Below are 18605 nucleotides of genomic sequence, written 5' to 3' on the forward strand. Positions count from 1 at the left end.
CCCCCATTATTGCTTTCATTCTTTTAAATTCTATCACAAAATAAATTGTTGAGAAAAAATCTGAACTATACCCCAGTTAGTGGACTTATTAAAAAAAGTCCCTAGCTGGGGTTTGTTATGTTATGGACATACCCCCTGTTATAATGGAATGAATCAGATTAATAGTAGACCACAGGAACCAGACACGATACTTTTTACAGGAGCCTCTATGTCTGTAACGGATGTCAATGAAAGGGGTATTGAACATGAGTAAAACGATATTCACAGCTAAACAAATGGAACGGCTTGAACAAAACCCATACGTCGATAAAGTCTCAGATCGCTCGATCTCCTACAACTCAGAATTTAAGGTCCAAGCTGTTGAGGAAAATTTGAATGGCAAAGGGCCTCAACAGATATTTGTTGAACATGGTTTTGACCTCGACATCATTGGATATGCCAAGCCCCAACAGTGTCTAAAACGTTGGCGCAAAACGTACGATACTTATGGCAAAGAAGGGTTTCGAACAGAACGACGAGGCAAAGGTGCAACAGGTCGACCGTCTAAACAAGATCTAACACCTGAAGAAGAACTTAAGCAAGCTGAAGCTCGCATCAAATATTTGGAAGCTGAAAATGATTTTCTAAAAAAGCTCGACGAACGCGAAAGGCAGGCGATGAAGAAGCACCGTTAAAGCCATGTGAGACATATGAAATCATTGAACGAACCATAAGAATGTACCAATTAAATGGAGTAACGACGCATTTATGTCAATTAGCAGGGGTTAGTCAAAGCGGCTATTATAAATGGCTCAAAAACGAGCCAGCTAGGCAAGAAGCTGAACGACAAGATGAACAGGCGTTTCAATTGATTGAAGATATATTCTTATCACTCAATGGCAAGGCAGGGGCGCAAACCATTCAAATGATTCTGGAGAATGATGAAGGTATAGTCATGAATCTCAAGAAAATTCGGCGGATCATGAAGAAATATGGCTTAATCACGAAAATGAGACAAGCTAATCCCTATAAGAAAATGGCTCAGGCAACACAAGAACATAAAACATGTGATAATCTCGTGAATCGGGCGTTTGATCAAGATGAACCTGGCAAGGTATTATTAACAGACATCACGTATTTATATGATGGTCATGGAAACGTATCTTACCTTTCAGCTATTAAAGATGCGGCGACACATGAAATTCTAGCACACCACGTGTCCTCGTCTTTAAGAATGGACATCGTTTATCAAACGTTAACGCATTTAGTTGAGAATGGTTTTGAAATGCCACCTGAGAGCTTCTTTCACTCTGACCAAGGCTTTCACTATACGCATCCCATTTTTCAACAACAGCTTAAAGACATGGGATTCACCCAATCGATGTCACGCAAAGGCAACTGTTGGGATAACGCCCCAATGGAATCTTTCTTCGGTCATTTGAAAGATGACATAGACGTCAAAGCTTGTCACACGATGGAGGAGGTTAAAATAATGATTCATGACTATATAGCCTATTACAATTCATCAAGATACCAATGGACACTAAAAAAGATGACCCCGAATCAATATCGAGGTCACCTTTTAGCCGCCTAGTTTTTTATTAAATTGTCCACTTTTAAGGGTACAGTTCAATCTATACATAGCTTTTTTTACTTGTGCGTGTTAAAATGCCAATTGAACAATAATTAATTAAAACCACACACTTGTTTTCTAGGGTTCCGCGAGACAATTTAGTTGTGTCGGCCTGGTCCAAGAGAAAACACACAGCACTCCGCTGTGACACGGAGGGACAAAAGCCCGGGAGATGTTGAATCCGACATCTCTCGGGCTTTTGCTTTTTCTCTGATTGTTGAAATTTTTAGGAGGTTATACACATGGCGATCCATTGGTTAAAAGTTGTCGCTGGTGCCTTTTTTGAAATATTTTGGGTGATTGGATTGAGTCATGCGAACAGTTTAATCACTTGGTCAGGCACTGTCATTGCGATTTTCTTTAGCTTTTTCTTCTTAATATTAGCAGCTAAACACCTTCCTGTTGGGACTGTATATGCCGTATTTGCTGGTCTCGGCACAGCTGGAACCGTCATTGTCGATATGGTCTTTTTTGGCGAGCCTTTTCAACTTCTTAAAATTTTGTTTATCGGCATCCTAGTCGTCGGTATTGTAGGATTAAAATTTGTAACGGAAGAACAGGGTGAAGCATAATGTATTGGACAGCGTTAATTTTTGCAGGCTTATTTGAGATGACAGGCGTATTAGGAATTAACTTGATTAATCGCTATCGTAATTGGCAATCCGTCTTGTTTATGATCGTAGCTTTTTCAATTAGTTTTGCATTATTGTCAGTCGCCATGAACGCCATTACCATGAGTGTTGCCTATGCAATATGGACAGGGATTGGTGCTGCTGGCAGTGCGATTATGGGGATTTTATTATTTGACGAACCAGCCAACCGTCTGCGCTTATTCTTTATTTTTTGTATCATCGCCGCAACGGTCGGTTTAAAACTGGTGACATGATTCACGTGAAGCTTTACAAAAACTTCACATAACCTTTACTTGGGCTTAACAGACATTCGGCCCTTCATGAGCTAAACTTGAACTAGACCTATTACAATGACGGTCACCATTTGAGTGGTTAAATAGTTCATAAGGGGGCTCTCATTTGGTACCGATTGTATAAAATTAGGTGATATTACAAGTTGTAATATTAGTAACATAGTCGTAAACAAAACGTCACTTCTCTTTCACAGACAAATGAATCATCAACTTGTAGTATATAGTTATAAGCCAAATTGCTTGTGTGAACCTTCCCCTTTAATAGATTTTAAAAATAAGTTAACCACCTAGCTTCCCCCTTAGCTAGGTGGTTTTTGTGTTTTGAAGGGGATCTTGCTCAGTTTTGAAGTAAATCACCTCATTTATTTCAAAACTGAATCCACTTATCTAATTAATCCACCTATTTATCTAATAAATTAAAAACAACCTACCGCTCAGGCAGGTTGTTTCGCTTCAACTTTAGTCGATTGTTCATGTTTATTTTGACGTGTAAGCCAATAAAAGATTGGCGTATCGATTGCAGCAATCAATAGCTTAATCACATATTGACTCAAGATCATCATCCACAAATTCGGAACGCTTCCAGCAAAAGCAATCGTAATAAAAATCGTGGTGTCTATAAATTGAGACGATGCTGTACTTAAATTATTACGCATCCATTTAAATCGGTTTGATGTCATCTTCTTTACTGCCGAGAAAATATACACATCAACGAATTGTGATGTTAAGTAGGCCGCACCTGATGCTAAGACGAAGCGAGCGTTTTGGCCAAGCAATGTTTCATAAGCGGCTTGTGACTCTTGTGCAAACGGCGCAACGGGTAATAGTTGCCCGAAGTAAATCATGATACTTGCGAAAATTTGTGCCACAAAGCCGAATATAATTGTTTGTTTTGCTTGTTGCTTGCCGTACTCTTCGTGAATCACATCGGTAATTAAAAACGACACCGCGTAAACGACGACTGCCGCTGGAACAACGAAGGTCTCACTAAATGCGACCAATTTCCCCGCTAATACATTCGCAATCACGAGGGATGTCGCAAAAATAATATTTAATAAAATTAATTTCTGGTCTCTACTCATCACGGTCGCGCACCGCCTTAGTTGACAGTTCAATACCACCGCGTGCTGATTGATGCACCGTCACTTCAACGTGCAACGGATCAATCGCGTAAACGAAATCATCCGCAATTTGCGCGGCTAATGACTCGCAAAATGCCCCTTGATCACGGAAAGACCATAAATAAAACTTAAACGACTTCGATTCAATGCACTTTTCGTTCGGCGTATACGAAATTTCTACACGCCCAAAATCCGGTTGACCCGTTTTTGGACAAACTGCCGTAAATTCTAATGCATTAAATGAAACCGTCTGAACATTCGGAGCCGGGAACGCTTCTTCTTTTAAAATCTCACGTCCATGCTCCACACTCTCAGGCCTTGGCATCGGCCCAGACCGAGGTAAATAATAGTTCTCTGACATGTTTTTCATCTCCTTAGTTTTGATTAAGCAGGATTTCGCGAACTGCTCTAAACGTTTGCACAAATTAATATTGTACCAGAGTTTTAAAACGACAACAATCTATTAAGTTCAAAAGGAAAAATGATCGCGCTGATATATCTAGTTAACTCGATGGTAAATTGCTATCTCACGATGATATTTAGACTTACTCGATGGTAAATACCAACAGGTCGCTGGTAAAGCAGAACGACTCGATGATAAATCTATCTCAGTCGATGGTAACCCCACCTAACTCAGTCAAGTCCATAATTATGTGTAAAATACATGGCAATGAAATTCAACTCTTGTCATTGATTATTTATGTGTTATCGCGATGAGGTGGAGATGGTGAGGGACGAGCCATCTCCACCTCATCGCGTCATTTCATTTGTTTTCCCAGATCCTAAATTTTTTAGGATTATGTTTGATGATTTCTTCATACGCCATTAATGTTGCCCCAACCAGACGGAAGGCTGATTGTGTGTTCGGAAAAATACGAATGATTTTTTCTCGTCTTCGAACTTCTTGGTTTAAACGTTCTAATGAGTTTGTACTTCTAACATGTGTTTTAAAGTTTTCAGGAATGGCATCGCCTAGATATTGAATCGCGTCTTCAAACCCTTCATCTAAAACCTTACAAGCCTTTTGAAATGATGGTTGATCACCATAGTCATCGAGAAACTGATCTCTAAGTTGTCGTGCTTCCTTTTGCGACGAGGCATCAAATATTTGTTTCAATAACTTAATGGCTTCTTTTTTGCCTTCTTTAGGCATTTTGACGATGATATTTCGTTTGAAATGAACGGTGCAACGTTGCCATGACGTCCCTATAAAAGACTTTTGAATCGCATTTACTAAGCCGTTATGAGCATCTGAAACAACCAACTTAGGTGATGATACCCCTCTTCCAATTAGCTGCTGAAAAAATGTTTGCCAAGCCTCCTCATTCTCCGAATGACTAATGTGAAGCCCTAATATATGCCGATAGCCTTCATCATCTAATGCGATGGCTATATAAACTGCCTTGGAGACCACTTTTTGGTTTTCTCTTACTTTGATATAAAGAGCGTCGACAAACACAAAATCTAACGTTAAAGTGTGCAATGGGCGTTGAGCCCATTCATTCACAATGGGGTCTAATTTTTTCGTTAAATTCGATACAAAGGATTTCGAAACGGTTTCACCACATAACGTATTAACGATTTTCGTCACCTTACGTGTTGAAACCCCATTCACAAACATCTCTAACATCGACATCACAAACGCTTGGTCATAGCGAGCGTATCGCTCAAAAATAGAAGGTGAGAAATCACCGAATCGCGTTCGTGGAACAGTCAATTTAATAGATCCCAAACTCATGATCAATTCGCGTTCATAGTAGCCATTTCGATAATCGACACGTTCCGTTGTCCGTTCGTAAGCAGCAGCCTGTAAGTAGTCCTCACGCTCCTGTTCCATACATTCATTCAAAATCAACACAATCGTTGATTTCACCATCGTTTCTAGGTCTGAGCCCATTACTTTTTCTTTCAAATCTTCAATATTTGCGCTAAACTTAAGTTGGGTCATGAGTACTCTCCTCCTGGTAATCGTTTTTGTGGTTGAAAACATTGTACCATGTGGAGAGGAAAATGACCCTTTTTACACAATTATATGGACTCTATCCCTAACTCGCTGATAAATATACATCACATACCATCCTACTCTTCCATTACTTTCTCAACAAACCGCTTCAACACATGAATCGTTTGTACACAGTCACTCAACGACGACCATTCAGCTGGATTGTGACTCACACCATCTAAACTTTGCGTAAATAGCATCGCCATCGGTACATAACGACCTAAGATCATCGCATCATGACCAGCACCACTTGGTAAATAAAATGGTTCGACATCAAGCGCTTCACGCATAGCTTCACCCGCTTGCGCCTGCATGTCATCAGGCACCTCGACTGGCGCCACATTCATCGACTCCTGGATCGAAACGGTTGTCCCATGTGCGTCACTTACTTGTTGAGCATATTCTTTAATCCGCTTCGATAATTCTTCTTTCCATTCTAACTTAATATCACGAATATCAACTGATAAAGTGACCTCACCCGGAATCACGTTCACGCCGTTCGGATCCACAGACAATTTTCCAACTGTCGCAACACCTGAATCACTCACTTGACCAGGAAAGTCCTTCACATTCAACATAAATTCACTTGCTGCGACTAACGCATCCGTCCGGTCATTCATCGGCGTATTTCCAGCGTGACCCGCAACGCCTGAAAATGTCACACTTAACCACGTCGGCCCAGCAATGCCTGTCACGACACCAACGGGTAAATCGCGTTTCTCAAGTTGTTTACCCTGTTCAATATGAACTTCGACAAAGGCCTTTACATCAGCCAAATCACGCTTCGCCTCTCGAAAGCCATCTGACGTCAAGCCGACATCAGCCAAGACATCTGTAAAAGGACGGCCATTAAAGTCGACCCGCTTCACTTCTTCATCCATATCCAGTTCACCGACAACCGATTGACTGCCTAGTAAACCACCATTAAAACGAGCGCCTTCTTCATCCGTAAAGACAACGACTTCATACGGTACAGCCGGTTTCACACCAGCGCCCTTCCAAGCAGATGCGACTTCAAGTGCGCTCAACACCCCTAAAGGCCCGTCAAAATGACCGCCATGCATGACACTATCTAAATGTGAACCTGACACAACAGCTGGTCCATCTGTCTTACCTTCCACGCGGCCAAACACATTGCCCGCACCATCAATATGTACATCCAAACCGTCTTCTTCCATCCATTGTTTCACAAGATTCTTCGCTTGCTTCTCTTCCTGTGAAAACGAAATGCGTCGACATCCGCCTTCTTCCGTCATACCAATCTCCGCTAATGCCGTTAAACGTTCAGCGACGCGATGGCTGTTCACACCTGAATGATCAAGCGATTCATCAGAACCTTCCATTAATCGATTCCGAAACAAGTCTACTTGCTGTTTGATTTTATCTTCCATGTTATACACTCCCTTTTATATCTCTTCAGCACGAAGTATTCGCCACGATCGTACAGTCATCACAATACCTGCTATCAAAAATAATACGAGGACATAATAATTCCACACTGCATCTGAATTTATTAGCGTTTCAATCAATCCAATGATCATCAGAAAGCTAAACACACTATTCACAATCAACTGTTTCTTGTTGTGGTTGTATGATTCATTTATAAACTTACTTAGAAATAAGATTGCAACAAACCATATCCCTGCTACCCATACAAACATAGTGTTTACTTCACCTCGTCTCATGTTATATACCACTCTAATATAAACATTCACCTTGTTAAAGACAAAATCGCCAAAACTTTCGCACAAGTGACTTTTTCCCCTTTTCACGTTATAGTAGGAACATCAGAATTTATGGAGTGTCGGATGTGGGAAAGCTAAGCAAAAAGCAACGTGCAGCTGAGCGCTTACAAGAGAATATCGCAGTGCTTAGGTGTCCGATTTGTCATGAGGATGTAACTTTAAAGGATCAGCAAAACATCATCTGTCCGAATCGTCATGTCTTTGATTTAGCCAAACAAGGTTATCTTAATATGGCCAAGCAATCACAGTCGACGATCTATGACACATCACTATTTAGTGCGCGCCAACGCTTAAACGATGCTGGGTTCTATCAACCTTTAGTTAATCAACTCGATCAGGAGTTAGCCGATTTAGCACCCAAAACTGTCTTAGACGCTGGTTGCGGGGAAGGATCTCATTTACAGCAGCTAAATAAGCGACGACAAATCCCTTTTCCAGTAGGTATTGACTTAGCTAAAGAAGGAATTCGACAGGCGGCTAAACACGATGAAGATGTTCAGTGGATCGTTGCAGACCTCGCCAATATCCCAATGGACAATCAATCGGTTGATGTATTGCTAAATATTTTATCGCCATCGAATTACGCAGAATTTGAGCGGGTATTAGCTGATGATGGTGTTGTCATCAAAGTCGTGCCTAATCAAGGATATTTAAAAGAACTTCGTCAGCAACTAGACCAAACCGACTACTCAAATAATGACGTGGTTGATCGGTTCCGCGAATCTTTTGATATTATCCGCAAACAACGCGTAGTCGCGCAACAACATTTATCTGAAGCTATGTTCCAAGACTTAATTCAAATGACACCACTCACCCAAGATGCGGACCTCAATCAGCTTAGCTACACGCAACACGTGACACTCGATTTAACCGTCTTAGTCGGTCAAAAAAAGCTTAAGATTAAAAAAAGCCTACGCTAATTAAGCGCAGGCAATCAATCATTAATCTTCGACTTTGCGAAATGTCACAAAAACGAATAAAATAAAGCTGATGAGTAATATGGTTCCGCCAACGATGAAGAATACCGTAACAAAGGCTTCAGGTAACCCTAATGGATTCATGTAATAGAACCACATGCCAATCGTTAACCCGAACGCACCGATGATCCCGGACCAGACATGAAGTGTCGTCAATAAAGACGGGATAGGATTGTACACTTTATAAAACATCGACCAAGAAAATAGGCTTAACCAGCCGACGAGTAAAATGTGGGCATGAATCGTACTGAAAGCGAGACTTCCTGCTCCAGCCATGTGCGAACCAAGAAACGCACCGACTGCAGCGAATAATGCGGATAATCGTAATAATAGTTTGTTATAAGACAAAATGGTTGTCCTCCTTTAAAAGGAAAATTCTACTATAACTAATAATCATGCTATGCTAATATATAACGTAACATACATAGCATCACGGAGGTATTATGATGAATGAAGATTTAGTGAAACAATTTTGGCAACAATTTGTAAGTGAACGTCCAGAACTTGCTAATGAAGATACACCTTACAAAGTTGAATATTTTGGTGATGGTGAAGCAATGGCACGCGAACTGCTCGATTTAATTAAAGCAGGCGAAAAAACAGCGACTTGTTCACTTTACCGTATGTATGAATACCATGATGAAAAAGTCGCTGATGAAGGTAGCTTCAGCATCGTCACAGATTATCAAGGGAACCCAGAAGCTATTATCAGAGTGACAGATATCGATATCATCCCGTTCCGTTCGATTCCAGAAGATATCGCGGAAAAAGAAGGTGAAGGCGACAAAAGTTATGACTACTGGTATGAAGCTCACGAAAACTTCTTTTCTCGTGAAATGGACTCGATCGGCGAAACTTTTGAGGATGATTTACCCGTCGTTGTTGAACAATTTGATCTCGTTTACAAACAATAACCGTGCGACTGCATGGTTATTTTCTTTAACAAAGGATGCGATTCACCATGCTTAGAATGCGATTTTATTTGTATACATCATTTGTCTTGTTATATATCATCAATTTATTTGCAACAAGCGAGATGCTTACCTACATACAAGGAGGCATAGGGTTAGTTGCTGTACTCTTTTCCATACATAATGCGAGTAGAACGTATCAATTAATTGGTATCATTTTTGCTAGTATCGGAGCAGGCTTGTTTATCATCTATGATTTACCGACTAACAATCTATTACCTTATATGACTTCGATGGGGCTATTAATCTCACTACTATATTTGATTCCGTTTATTAACCATTTTATGATCGTCGGGAAGTTCGATCAATCAATCTATCAACTTTTGCAGTCGAACACTCACCATCTCGGGTCCTTTTACGCGAAATCCTATTTAACGAGTTACGTCTTAACGCTATTTATCTTCCTATCGATGGTGCCGTTATCCTATCAGTTAGTAAAGGATAAAACTGCTCATTTCAATGACCGTTTAACTCATGAATTCGGGACTCGATCGATTTTGCGTCCGCTTGCAACAGCGAATGCCTGGAGCCCAATCGAAGTTTATATTGCGCTTGTCGTGGGGATTACGGGGGCTTATTATTTAGAGTTGCTTCCCGTCTTACTCGGATTCTCACTAATTATGGCTGCGATTGATATAGGCCTAGGTTATACGCGTTATCGGTCATACCAATTAACGAATGAATCGTCTCATGAGGAGCGGTCACAAAGCCAGTCATGGAAACACATAGGCTTACTCGGATTATTTCTCGTGTTGTTTGTTGCAACTGCTGCCATTACGCACAATCTATTAGCTCTTGAATTTTTCGATGCGATTATTATAACAATCGTTCCATTCACCATAGTCTGGGCGCTTGCGATCAACCGTTTACGCACCTTTATCCATTATAATCGCGAGGTCTGGCACCAACAGTTATGGACGATGCAAAATTTCGTCATGCTCTTAGTGCCGATCGGTTTTTTTAATGAAGTTGTTCAAGACACAGGCGTGTTCGAGCCCTTATTAAGTCAGCTATCGTGGTTAGAAGAGCAACCTATCTGGTTATTTATCTTTATTTTCTTAAGTGCAGTCATTCTAGCCTTTGCAGGGTTCCATCCACTAGTCACACTAAGCTTACAAGGCATTGTCGTCACACCATTTCTTGATACGATCAGCCCACTCAGTGTCTCCGTCGTAATGGTTATCTCTGTTGTTGCGAATGATATGACCGGGACATTTAATATTCCGATCACAATGCTTAATCAATATTTTAAACGCAATCCGTACCAACTGACCCTATGGAACATCGGCTACGCTCTATTATTTGGTGCAGTAGGTGTGGGCATCGCGCTACTCTTTGTATGATTCACTCTCTGAGTTTATTAGATTAACCCTATTATTAATTGGCTCTGTTAAGGTTTAGTATTGATATCAAAGGATGTAGCGCTGAGTTGTTGAATTGTGAGAAGCGAAGGTGGCGACTCCTGCGGGAAAAGCACGAGCCTCGAGACCCCGCAGGCCACGCTTTTCGGCCGAGGAGGCTCGAGCCGTGCCCGCGGAAAGCGTCCACCGATAGCGGATCACAATATCAACAACGGACTTTATCTTAGCCTATTTATTAAATTAATGCGGTAAGAAATGAAATAACTCCGCGAGGTTATTGCCTTCTCACACTAACCTAAAAGAGCCTGTGCATGGAACGAACATGCACAGGCTCTCTTTATCCTCTATTATTTCAAGTTAAATAATTCATCACAGTAAGCAGCCATAGCTGTATCTTTCTCCGTCAATCCACCTTGATCAAAGCTAAACCACTTAATCGTCACCGTGGTATGGTCAATGATGACATATGGATGATGATCCTTTGCTTCCGCTTGGTTTGCGACTTGTCTAACAAAATCGACGCCTTTTAAATACTCATCAAATTGAAAGTCTCGGCGAAGCATACCATCATCTAATTTCCATTCAGGTAATTGCTCTAATGTTTGTTTCACTTCAGTTTCACTCAATAGTGCCAACTTCTGTTCCTCCTTATGAACTCTTTTCAATATAATTTTTAATATATTGTAACTGTTCCCCATCTTCGCCTTCAATAATCTTCTTAATGAACGGTTTCATTAATTTATTACGTAAGCCTTTCGTTTTCATCATGACATCCAAACGAATATGCGTCCCTTCTTCTACTTCAGAGAAGGTATAAATGTATGTTAAATGTAACTGGTGCTGATCGCTGGAAACGACGAAAAGTTGATTCTCCTTCATCTCATCAATCGCCCATGTTGAATCTACTTTACGACTCCGCACTTGTCTCGTCTCAACCAACTGATCTCCCGCTGCTAAATCATCCACTTGGCCAATCGACACATCGACAATGTGGCTCACTTCCGATAGATATTCATATTTCGTCACCACTTGATAGACATCATCAATAGGTGCTTGAATTACTATTTCACGTGAAAAACTCAAACACGGTTCCTCCTTATCCCAACCATCAGGCTAGGCCTTTATGCGTCACCCAATTGACAGTTTGCACATAGTCTTGCAGTTCACTAAAATGGATCGGTTTTTGATAATAATAACCCTGATACCATTCACAACCCATTTGACTTAATACGTTAAGTTGTGACTCATCTTCAATTCCTTCAGCAACTACTTGTAAATTAAGGTTATGCGCTAAATGTACAATTGATTCACAAATGGTACGATCAACCATTTCCTGATGAATCTCACGGACAAATGAGCCGTCTAACTTCACGACATCGACTGGTAACTTTTTTAAATAATTAAGCGATGAATAAACCGTTCCAAAGTCATCAATCCATAACTGAACACCTAATTCACGTAACCGATCCATCACATAAATAGCATCATCCATATCATTTAATAAAGTTGTTTCCGTTAACTCGACTGCTAATAAAGATGGTGGGAATCCGGTCTTTTCCAAGGTTCGTTTTAACTTCTCAATAAAATGTCGCTTCGTAATATGATTCGCGGAAACATTAATTGTTAACATAAAGCGCTGACCTGTTTGATCAATTAATGACTTCATTTCACCACAAGCATACTCTGCCACATACTGATCAATCTCATCAATTAGTCCTTCTTCCTCAGCAAAAGGAATGAATTGATTTGGCGGAATAACGCCTCGCTCTGGATGTGGCCAACGGACGAGTACTTCAAAACCGTACACTTCACCATATTCACTCATAATTGGTTGGTAATGCGGACGAATTTGACCTTCCGCAAGACCACGCCGAATCATAAATAAATATTTTTCCCGTTCTGACAATGATTTCGGCGGCAATTCTGGCTCAGTTTGTATAGTTGCAATCGCACCACTATGACGTTCAAAAAAATCATTCAAGATTAAACTCAATAAAGCTTTGTAGGCCGAAACAACTTCTAGTTCACGCTCTGTTGGTTCTTTAAGATCTGTAGAATAAACGGTCAACACCCCAATCACATCATCACTTTCATGACGCAAAATGGGCAAAGACCAACACGATTTTATATGTAGCTCATCAACTGTATGACGCCATTCATCCCAAGCTGGGTCTTCTGCAACATTAGGTGAAATAGCTAATGTTTTATGGCAAACCGCCTCACCACACACACCCATTTGATCATGAATCTTTACACCATAATACTGATTCAACAATCCTTCAGGCAAACTATAGGTGACGCCATCAATAAAATGCTCACTTGTTTCATTCAACAACATAATCGAAGCCTTGGACGATTCAAACTGTTCCTCAAAGTATTTGACAAGCTTTTTTAAACTATCTTTCAGTGGAGCGCCATCACATATATGCTCCGTTATGTATTCATACCCTTTCACAAACTCATCAGGGACTATCCCAATGGATTGTGTTTCGTATTCCCCCATTTATTAGAGCCTCCTCTAAAGTTGTTCGTATCTAGCCTGTTCCTACTATTGTATCGCTTTTCTAAGCTCATGAAAACGCTATATCCGTGTCTAATTCTGTTTTAATTTACGCCATAATGTCGAACGATTAATTCCTAAACGTTTAGCTGCTTTAGATTGATTATAATTTTCTTCTTCTAACACCGATTGAATAACCTGATATTCGATATCTTCTAATGTACCTTCTAACTGATAAACTGAAGTCGACTGTGTACTATATTTCTCTTGTAAATACTTTTTGACGTGCTCATATTTCAATACATACCCGTTTTCAGCTAGGACGACAGATTTCAAAAATGATTTCAACTCACGGGCATGACCACGCCATTCATACCGTTTCAATTCTTCAATCACATCAGATTGGATTTTCATGACACTTGTTCCGAAATGTTGGTGAAAATAAGCCGCGAACAAGGTCACCAACCCTTTGAAATCCTCAGGTCGATCTTCTAATGGCGGTACAAATATTTCGATACTCTGATCAATCAATTGTGTATCAAACCGATCAACGACCGACTCATTGACGGATATTACAATATGTTTATCGTGGTTGATCGCCTTGCGTAAGAACCGTCCAAGCAAATGGTACCGATCTGCTGGCATTTGTGACAGGTGACGTAAATAAATGGTTCCTACTTCTGGAGAAAGTAGTTCATCTAAATACTCAAATTGACAACGACTTAAATCCACCTCTAATAGTGTCTTTCCTGACCAACTTAAATAATGAATATAATGTGCTAACAAACCACGTCCTGTCCCTGTTTCACCGACTAAAAAGAATAATTGGTGATTCTCCGTCCCATTCTGAATGACTCGCATGACAGCTTGCATCGCATCACTTTCGGCAATGACAGTCGGTTTTTGCTTCATACTAAATTGCTCAACCCAGTCTAGTTGATTCAAGATTTCATCATGATGGGTGAAATGTAATAGGAAATAAAACACACCCTCATGGTTGAAATGTTCGACTTTGACATCAATTTGCTGGTGGCCTTTAATATAATATCGCCAGTTAACTAAATATTTGAAGTCAATATTCGCTGGAATCTGCGCAAGTTCTAAATCACTCAATGGACAATGATCAAAAGAATGCCAAGCTTCAAATAAAACATCCCCATTTTCATCAATAACCATCACATCATGATCTTGATATTGAATAATTTTGGACAACATATCCGCTCGGGAGAAATTCCATTTAAAAAAGATATCACTCGCTCTTGCTTCTTCTAATGCTGAAAAAATGGTTTCACGCCCAGATTGAATTAAAAATGCCTCCATCCCGTGACGTTTAGCCGATTCTACCGTCCCAACATCGCCAATGACAACTTGGTAGCCCAATTCACGGGCTTCATAGACTGTTTGTTCAATTTCATCAATCGAGTCGATCGTAAACAAGTCAACCGATAGATCAAGCAAATCAATGACGGCCTGTGCTCCACTCAACATATTAGGATACCCAATCAGTGCCTTTGTTTCGCTAAATTCATGCGTCATCATTAATACACGCAGGATATCATAGCCGGACATGGTGACATCAATCACTGGAATCCGAGTGACATGTCGAAGTAAATGCGCTGTTCCGCCCCGACTAATAATGATGTCATACTTTTCGCGTTCAGCTTGCTTTGCAATTTGTGCACCCTTATCCATATTTCCAACTTCAATTGACACTTCAATCCCCTCAACCTCTGAAGCACACTCTTCGATCACCGGAATCATAGAAGCATATGGTGCAATAAATTTTATGTATGTGCTCAAAATAACAACACCTCATTATCGATTTAATGAAACATGACCTTATATATTGCAATATACAACATTTGAAGATAAATTTCGATAATTTTTAAATTTTTCAATCACCCAAACCACTAATAATGAATAGGCTTAGAGCTTTTTCTTATTCTTCAACTAAGACACAAGTTATTGACATTTTATATTATATGTTTAAAATGTATTATATAAATTAAATTAATTGATTACCTTTACGAAAGGTGGCGATCAACATGAGCGAAGATTTAAATCGCGTTCATGAGTCAGAAGATGTCATGATTAGTGCCATTGCCCAGTCCATGACGGTATATGGCGTGTCCGCATCGGTCGGACGTATTTACGGCGTTTTATATTTTGCCGACGAACCACTCACATTAGATGATATAAAAGATCAAGTTGCCATGAGCAAAGCCAGTGTCAGTAACGGCATTCGTGAACTAATGGAAACCGAAATGGTGACGAAAGTCTGGAAGAAAGGTGAGCGCAAAGATCATTTTATAGCCGAAAAAGATTTCTTAAGAAACTTCCTCACTTACTTCGTTAAAACATTACGCACTGAACGTAATCTCATCTATAAAGCCATTGAACAAACTGAACCGATTTTTAGCGAAGTGGCGAACGATGCGAATGATGACCGTGCTGAACAAATCGCTAATCGTGATCTAGAACTCATTGATGATGCCAAGAATTATTTAAATTGGCTCATGCGTTTAGCTAATTCACTCGAATCAGGCGATATATTTAACCATCTACCAAAACACGAAAAAGAGGAGAGCACAAATGACGAATCATAAATCAGCTTTAGTTTTAATTGATTTACAAAAAGAATCTAACTTCGGATTAGACGACATGAATGATGTTTTAGAAAACGCGAAAAAGGTGATCCCAGCATTCCGCGAGGCAGATATTCCGATTATCTACACACGCCAAATCAACCGCGAAGATACAGTCGGTCTATCCAAGGGTGAACCATTAAACGAAGACGGGACACCGTACTTTTACAACGCAGCCAGCGATCAAATTGAAATCTTCGATGAGATCAAGCCAACAGACGATGATGTCGTCATTGATAAGTATCGCTGGAGTGCTTTTTTCGATACAAGCCTTGACTTGATGCTGAAAAGTTTAGACGTGGAACACTTATACATTGGTGGAGTCGTCACTGATGGATGCTTGATGACATCTGTATTTGACGCTTATTTCCGTGATTATCAAATTAATTTAATTCACGATTTATGTACAGCCAGTAATGAAGGCGCACATCAAGCAGCAATGCTGACGATGACGAACTGGGTGTATAACTTGAACATATTCAGCACTGATGAACTGATTAAGAAACTAAACGGCGAAGAGTACAACTATTTCAAAGCCGATCAAGTTGATCAGATGCAATTCACAGCAGACACATTGGAAGCTAAATTTAAAGAAATCACAAATCCATAGCGATCAACTACCGGTTAATCACGGTAGATTGATATAAATATTAACATCACTTATTTCAATCACTTTGTAACATCACACAATCTATTAAAGGAAAGGGAGATTTTAAACATGAAGAAGCTTTTAGCAATAAGCGCACTAATTTTAGTGCTAGTGCTAGCCGCTTGCGGTGGTTCTTCAGAAGAGGGAAATAACGGAGGATCAGAAGGTCAAGATAGTAGCGAACAGACAGAAGAAAACAGTAGCTCAGAAGGTAGTAGCGAAGATGCTGAAAAAGGTGAAATTGTGATTGGCCAGACTTCATGGTCAAGTACAGCTCCTCCAACTCAGATTGCGAAAAGCATTCTAGAAGAAGTTGGGTATGAAGTTGAAGTCACTTTACTAGATCAACCAGTTATTTGGGAAAGCATGGCAAACGAAGAAATCCATTTCTTCATGGATGCTTGGTTACCATACACTGAAGAAGCCTTATGGTCCGACTACAAAGACGAACTACAAAAAGTATCAACAAGTTACGAAGAAGTCCCACTTGGTTGGGTTGTTCCAGAGTATGTTGATGCTGAAACAATCGGTGACTTAGAAGGTCGCGGAGAAGAATTCGATGGTGAAATCCTAACAATCGGCGAAGGTGCCGGCATTGTTGAACTTTCTAAAGAAGTTATGAACGATGAGAATTATAACTTAGACGGCTTCGAACTTAAGCCAAGTAGTGAAGCAGCGATGCTAGGTGTTGTCGATCAGAAAATGAAAAATGAAGAACCATTTGTCTTCACTGGTTGGAGACCACACTCAGTATTCGCAAAACATGACCTTAAATTCCTAGAAGACACTGAAGGTCACTTCCAATATGACAACGTGTATGTCTTATCTTATCAAGGCATTCAAGATCAACCACAATACTCAGAAGCATATGATATCCTATCAAACTGGGAAATCAGCGTTGATGAACTTGAAAGCATGATCCAAAAAGCTGAAAACGAAGACGCAAGCTACGAAGATTTAGCGCAGCAATGGATCGAAGACAACCGCGACACAGTTGATGAATGGATCAACAACTAAGCGATTAACAATTCCCCTAAATTGTTGATTATATTGAAGAAAGCCCTCCGTTTTCGCGGAGGGCTTTCTGTTTTGTTAAACAATCTACTTGAATTGTTAAACATTTGACCTAGATTATGAAACATTCTATATGAATTATTAAACAATCTACGCTCATTGTTTAATAATAACCTTTAAGTGTCTAACAATGTGAGGATTTCCCAGGAAATACTCACATTTTGTCGTCACTAAATATATTAAAACGATCCCAGACACTTTCAAGCTCCTCTAAATGTTGCTGAATTTCAGTGCTTTTCTCATGTCCTACTGCCGTAATTAACGCATTAATCAAACTCAACGGTGCAACAAATGAATCAATTAACGACGACATGTCGCTACGCGCAAATAATGTTATATCTGAATATGGCACAAGCGGTGATAATTGATTATCCGTGATCGATACCACTTGAGTTCCACGATCATGCGCAAAAGACAGTGCTTCTACTGTACTCCGTGTATAACGGGAAAAACTCAAACCAATCACCACATCATCTTCATCGATTCGAAACAGTTTCTCTGAAATGCCATGCGGATTCCTGATTAATTCCGCATTTTCTAACATCACATCGAAATAAAACTCTAAAAACGATCCAAGCGCAACAGCACTTCGATTGGCCACAATAAAGATCCGCTTCGCATCAACAATTTTATCCACGACTTTTTGAAAATCATCCATATTCAATTGCTGAGACATTTCACGAATGCGCTCAACCTCTTCTTCAAACATTTCCACCGTCGCTTGGCTTTCCTGGTCATACATATCTTCTGAGATCCGCAATTGCTCTACTGTCGTCAATTGCTTTTTCATTGCTTCTTGCAATGCTTTTTGGAACTCTGGATAACCACTATAACCTAAATAAGTAGCAAAGCGATAGACTGTTGCCTCACCTACTCCAACTTGTTTCGCTAATTCGCCAACCGTTAAAAAAGGGACAGAATTCATATGGCTCATCACGTATCGCGCTATCTCTCGTTGTGATTTACTCATGTCTTGAAGCTTGCTTTGAATCACTTCATATAAATTAGCCATATGATCTCCAC

General features: G+C 40.1%; 20 protein-coding genes and 1 riboswitch. Of the genes, 9 read left to right on the forward strand and 11 right to left on the reverse strand.

Annotation, left to right across the window (positions count from 1 at the left end; genetic code table 11):
* The first annotated feature begins 245 nt into the window (after window positions 1–245).
* The 3 genes from ACKXGF_RS13275 (at window position 246) to ACKXGF_RS13285 (ending at window position 2498) form a co-directional block, all read left to right on the forward strand.
* Window positions 246–1573, forward strand: a protein-coding gene (locus ACKXGF_RS13275) for an IS3 family transposase (protein ID WP_411954174.1) whose coding sequence is annotated in 2 segments (ribosomal slippage) — window positions 246–624 and window positions 624–1573 — 1329 coding nt in all. Because the reading frame shifts where the segments join, the coding sequence is not laid out codon by codon here.
* Window positions 1574–1679: 106 nt separating this feature from the next.
* Window positions 1680–1786, forward strand: a riboswitch (guanidine-I (ykkC/yxkD leader).
* Between the two features lie 68 nt (window positions 1787–1854).
* Entirely contained in the window at window positions 1855–2184 is a 330-nt protein-coding gene (locus ACKXGF_RS13280) for a DMT family transporter (protein ID WP_411954175.1), read from the forward strand.
* Window positions 2184–2498, forward strand: coding sequence for a DMT family transporter (locus tag ACKXGF_RS13285; RefSeq protein WP_167261176.1), 315 nt, complete (start codon window positions 2184–2186; stop codon window positions 2496–2498). The genes ACKXGF_RS13280 and ACKXGF_RS13285 overlap by 1 nt, the downstream gene beginning before the upstream one ends.
* A gap of 473 nt (window positions 2499–2971) precedes the next feature.
* On the opposite strand, the gene ACKXGF_RS13290 is transcribed toward ACKXGF_RS13285, so the two are convergent.
* The 5 genes from ACKXGF_RS13290 to ACKXGF_RS13310 all read right to left on the reverse strand — a co-directional run bounded on the left by ACKXGF_RS13290 (window position 2972) and on the right by ACKXGF_RS13310 (window position 7321).
* Complete coding sequence (locus ACKXGF_RS13290; RefSeq protein ID WP_411955597.1) at window positions 2972–3619, reverse strand: queuosine precursor transporter; 648 nt, start codon at window positions 3617–3619, stop codon at window positions 2972–2974.
* Complete coding sequence (queF, locus tag ACKXGF_RS13295; protein ID WP_167261178.1) at window positions 3612–4019, reverse strand: preQ(1) synthase; 408 nt, start codon at window positions 4017–4019, stop codon at window positions 3612–3614. The genes ACKXGF_RS13290 and queF overlap by 8 nt, the downstream gene beginning before the upstream one ends.
* Before the next feature lie 402 nt (window positions 4020–4421).
* On the reverse strand, window positions 4422–5606 hold the full coding sequence (locus tag ACKXGF_RS13300; protein WP_411953968.1) for an IS256 family transposase: 1185 nt from the start codon (window positions 5604–5606) through the stop codon (window positions 4422–4424).
* Window positions 5607–5737: 131 nt separating this feature from the next.
* Window positions 5738–7051, reverse strand: a complete 1314-nt coding sequence (locus tag ACKXGF_RS13305; protein WP_411954176.1) for a M20 family metallo-hydrolase — start codon at window positions 7049–7051, stop codon at window positions 5738–5740.
* A gap of 15 nt (window positions 7052–7066) precedes the next feature.
* Window positions 7067–7321, reverse strand: coding sequence for a hypothetical protein (locus ACKXGF_RS13310; RefSeq protein WP_411954177.1), 255 nt, complete (start codon window positions 7319–7321; stop codon window positions 7067–7069).
* A 149-nt stretch (window positions 7322–7470) separates the two neighbouring features.
* On the opposite strand from ACKXGF_RS13310, the gene ACKXGF_RS13315 reads away from it, so the two are divergent.
* The gene (locus ACKXGF_RS13315) at window positions 7471–8325 is read left to right on the forward strand and encodes a putative RNA methyltransferase (protein WP_411954178.1); all 855 of its coding nucleotides are present in this window, start codon (window positions 7471–7473) and stop codon (window positions 8323–8325) included.
* 21 nt (window positions 8326–8346) lie between these two features.
* Here the strand turns inward: ACKXGF_RS13315 and ACKXGF_RS13320 are convergent, their stop codons facing one another.
* Window positions 8347–8730 (reverse strand): hypothetical protein, encoded by a 384-nt coding sequence (locus ACKXGF_RS13320; RefSeq protein WP_411954179.1) that lies wholly within the window; start codon window positions 8728–8730, stop codon window positions 8347–8349.
* Window positions 8731–8828: 98 nt separating this feature from the next.
* Here ACKXGF_RS13320 and ACKXGF_RS13325 point away from each other — a divergent pair, with 98 nt between their 5' ends.
* Both ACKXGF_RS13325 and ACKXGF_RS13330 read left to right on the forward strand, forming a co-directional pair.
* Window positions 8829–9296 (forward strand): ASCH domain-containing protein, encoded by a 468-nt coding sequence (locus ACKXGF_RS13325; protein WP_411954180.1) that lies wholly within the window; start codon window positions 8829–8831, stop codon window positions 9294–9296.
* 47 nt (window positions 9297–9343) lie between these two features.
* Window positions 9344–10696 (forward strand): hypothetical protein, encoded by a 1353-nt coding sequence (locus tag ACKXGF_RS13330; protein WP_411954181.1) that lies wholly within the window; start codon window positions 9344–9346, stop codon window positions 10694–10696.
* Window positions 10697–11061: 365 nt separating this feature from the next.
* Here the strand turns inward: ACKXGF_RS13330 and ACKXGF_RS13335 are convergent, their stop codons facing one another.
* The 4 genes from ACKXGF_RS13335 to ACKXGF_RS13350 form a co-directional block, all read right to left on the reverse strand.
* A complete protein-coding gene (locus tag ACKXGF_RS13335) occupies window positions 11062–11349 on the reverse strand; it encodes a 4a-hydroxytetrahydrobiopterin dehydratase (RefSeq protein WP_411954182.1) in 288 nt (95 codons plus the stop codon).
* Window positions 11350–11362: 13 nt separating this feature from the next.
* A complete protein-coding gene (locus ACKXGF_RS13340; protein ID WP_411954183.1) occupies window positions 11363–11797 on the reverse strand; it encodes an SRPBCC family protein in 435 nt (144 codons plus the stop codon).
* A gap of 25 nt (window positions 11798–11822) precedes the next feature.
* On the reverse strand, window positions 11823–13217 hold the full coding sequence (locus tag ACKXGF_RS13345; protein ID WP_411954184.1) for an EAL domain-containing protein: 1395 nt from the start codon (window positions 13215–13217) through the stop codon (window positions 11823–11825).
* Window positions 13218–13307: 90 nt separating this feature from the next.
* Entirely contained in the window at window positions 13308–15014 is a 1707-nt protein-coding gene (locus tag ACKXGF_RS13350; protein ID WP_411954185.1) for a PrpR N-terminal domain-containing protein, read from the reverse strand.
* Window positions 15015–15259: 245 nt separating this feature from the next.
* Between ACKXGF_RS13350 and ACKXGF_RS13355 the strand changes: the two genes are divergently transcribed.
* The 3 genes from ACKXGF_RS13355 to ACKXGF_RS13365 all read left to right on the forward strand — a co-directional run bounded on the left by ACKXGF_RS13355 (window position 15260) and on the right by ACKXGF_RS13365 (window position 17525).
* Window positions 15260–15820, forward strand: a complete 561-nt coding sequence (locus tag ACKXGF_RS13355; protein WP_411954186.1) for a GbsR/MarR family transcriptional regulator — start codon at window positions 15260–15262, stop codon at window positions 15818–15820.
* A complete protein-coding gene (locus tag ACKXGF_RS13360) occupies window positions 15807–16469 on the forward strand; it encodes a cysteine hydrolase family protein (RefSeq protein WP_411954187.1) in 663 nt (220 codons plus the stop codon). The genes ACKXGF_RS13355 and ACKXGF_RS13360 overlap by 14 nt, the downstream gene beginning before the upstream one ends.
* Before the next feature lie 108 nt (window positions 16470–16577).
* A complete protein-coding gene (locus ACKXGF_RS13365) occupies window positions 16578–17525 on the forward strand; it encodes a glycine betaine ABC transporter substrate-binding protein (protein WP_411954188.1) in 948 nt (315 codons plus the stop codon).
* 211 nt (window positions 17526–17736) lie between these two features.
* On the opposite strand, the gene ACKXGF_RS13370 is transcribed toward ACKXGF_RS13365, so the two are convergent.
* Window positions 17737–18594 (reverse strand): MurR/RpiR family transcriptional regulator, encoded by an 858-nt coding sequence (locus tag ACKXGF_RS13370; protein WP_411954189.1) that lies wholly within the window; start codon window positions 18592–18594, stop codon window positions 17737–17739.
* Window positions 18595–18605 lie beyond the last annotated feature (11 nt).

This window comes from Alkalibacillus sp. S2W (genome assembly GCF_046764385.1).
GTDB classification, from domain to species: domain Bacteria; phylum Bacillota; class Bacilli; order Bacillales; family Alkalibacillaceae; genus Alkalibacillus; species Alkalibacillus almallahensis.

Coding starts and splice junctions, on each gene's coding strand:
- ACKXGF_RS13280 (WP_411954175.1), top strand. CDS start 1,855: ATGGCGATCCATTGGTTAAAAGTTGTCGCTGGTGCCTTTTTTGAAATA.
- ACKXGF_RS13285 (WP_167261176.1), top strand. CDS start 2,184: ATGTATTGGACAGCGTTAATTTTTGCAGGCTTATTTGAGATGACAGGC.
- ACKXGF_RS13290 (WP_411955597.1), bottom strand. CDS start 3,619: ATGAGTAGAGACCAGAAATTAATTTTATTAAATATTATTTTTGCGACA.
- queF (WP_167261178.1), bottom strand. CDS start 4,019: ATGTCAGAGAACTATTATTTACCTCGGTCTGGGCCGATGCCAAGGCCT.
- ACKXGF_RS13300 (WP_411953968.1), bottom strand. CDS start 5,606: ATGACCCAACTTAAGTTTAGCGCAAATATTGAAGATTTGAAAGAAAAA.
- ACKXGF_RS13305 (WP_411954176.1), bottom strand. CDS start 7,051: ATGGAAGATAAAATCAAACAGCAAGTAGACTTGTTTCGGAATCGATTA.
- ACKXGF_RS13310 (WP_411954177.1), bottom strand. CDS start 7,321: ATGTTTGTATGGGTAGCAGGGATATGGTTTGTTGCAATCTTATTTCTA.
- ACKXGF_RS13325 (WP_411954180.1), top strand. CDS start 8,829: ATGAATGAAGATTTAGTGAAACAATTTTGGCAACAATTTGTAAGTGAA.
- ACKXGF_RS13330 (WP_411954181.1), top strand. CDS start 9,344: ATGCTTAGAATGCGATTTTATTTGTATACATCATTTGTCTTGTTATAT.
- ACKXGF_RS13345 (WP_411954184.1), bottom strand. CDS start 13,217: ATGGGGGAATACGAAACACAATCCATTGGGATAGTCCCTGATGAGTTT.
- ACKXGF_RS13355 (WP_411954186.1), top strand. CDS start 15,260: ATGAGCGAAGATTTAAATCGCGTTCATGAGTCAGAAGATGTCATGATT.
- ACKXGF_RS13360 (WP_411954187.1), top strand. CDS start 15,807: ATGACGAATCATAAATCAGCTTTAGTTTTAATTGATTTACAAAAAGAA.
- ACKXGF_RS13365 (WP_411954188.1), top strand. CDS start 16,578: ATGAAGAAGCTTTTAGCAATAAGCGCACTAATTTTAGTGCTAGTGCTA.
- ACKXGF_RS13370 (WP_411954189.1), bottom strand. CDS start 18,594: ATGGCTAATTTATATGAAGTGATTCAAAGCAAGCTTCAAGACATGAGT.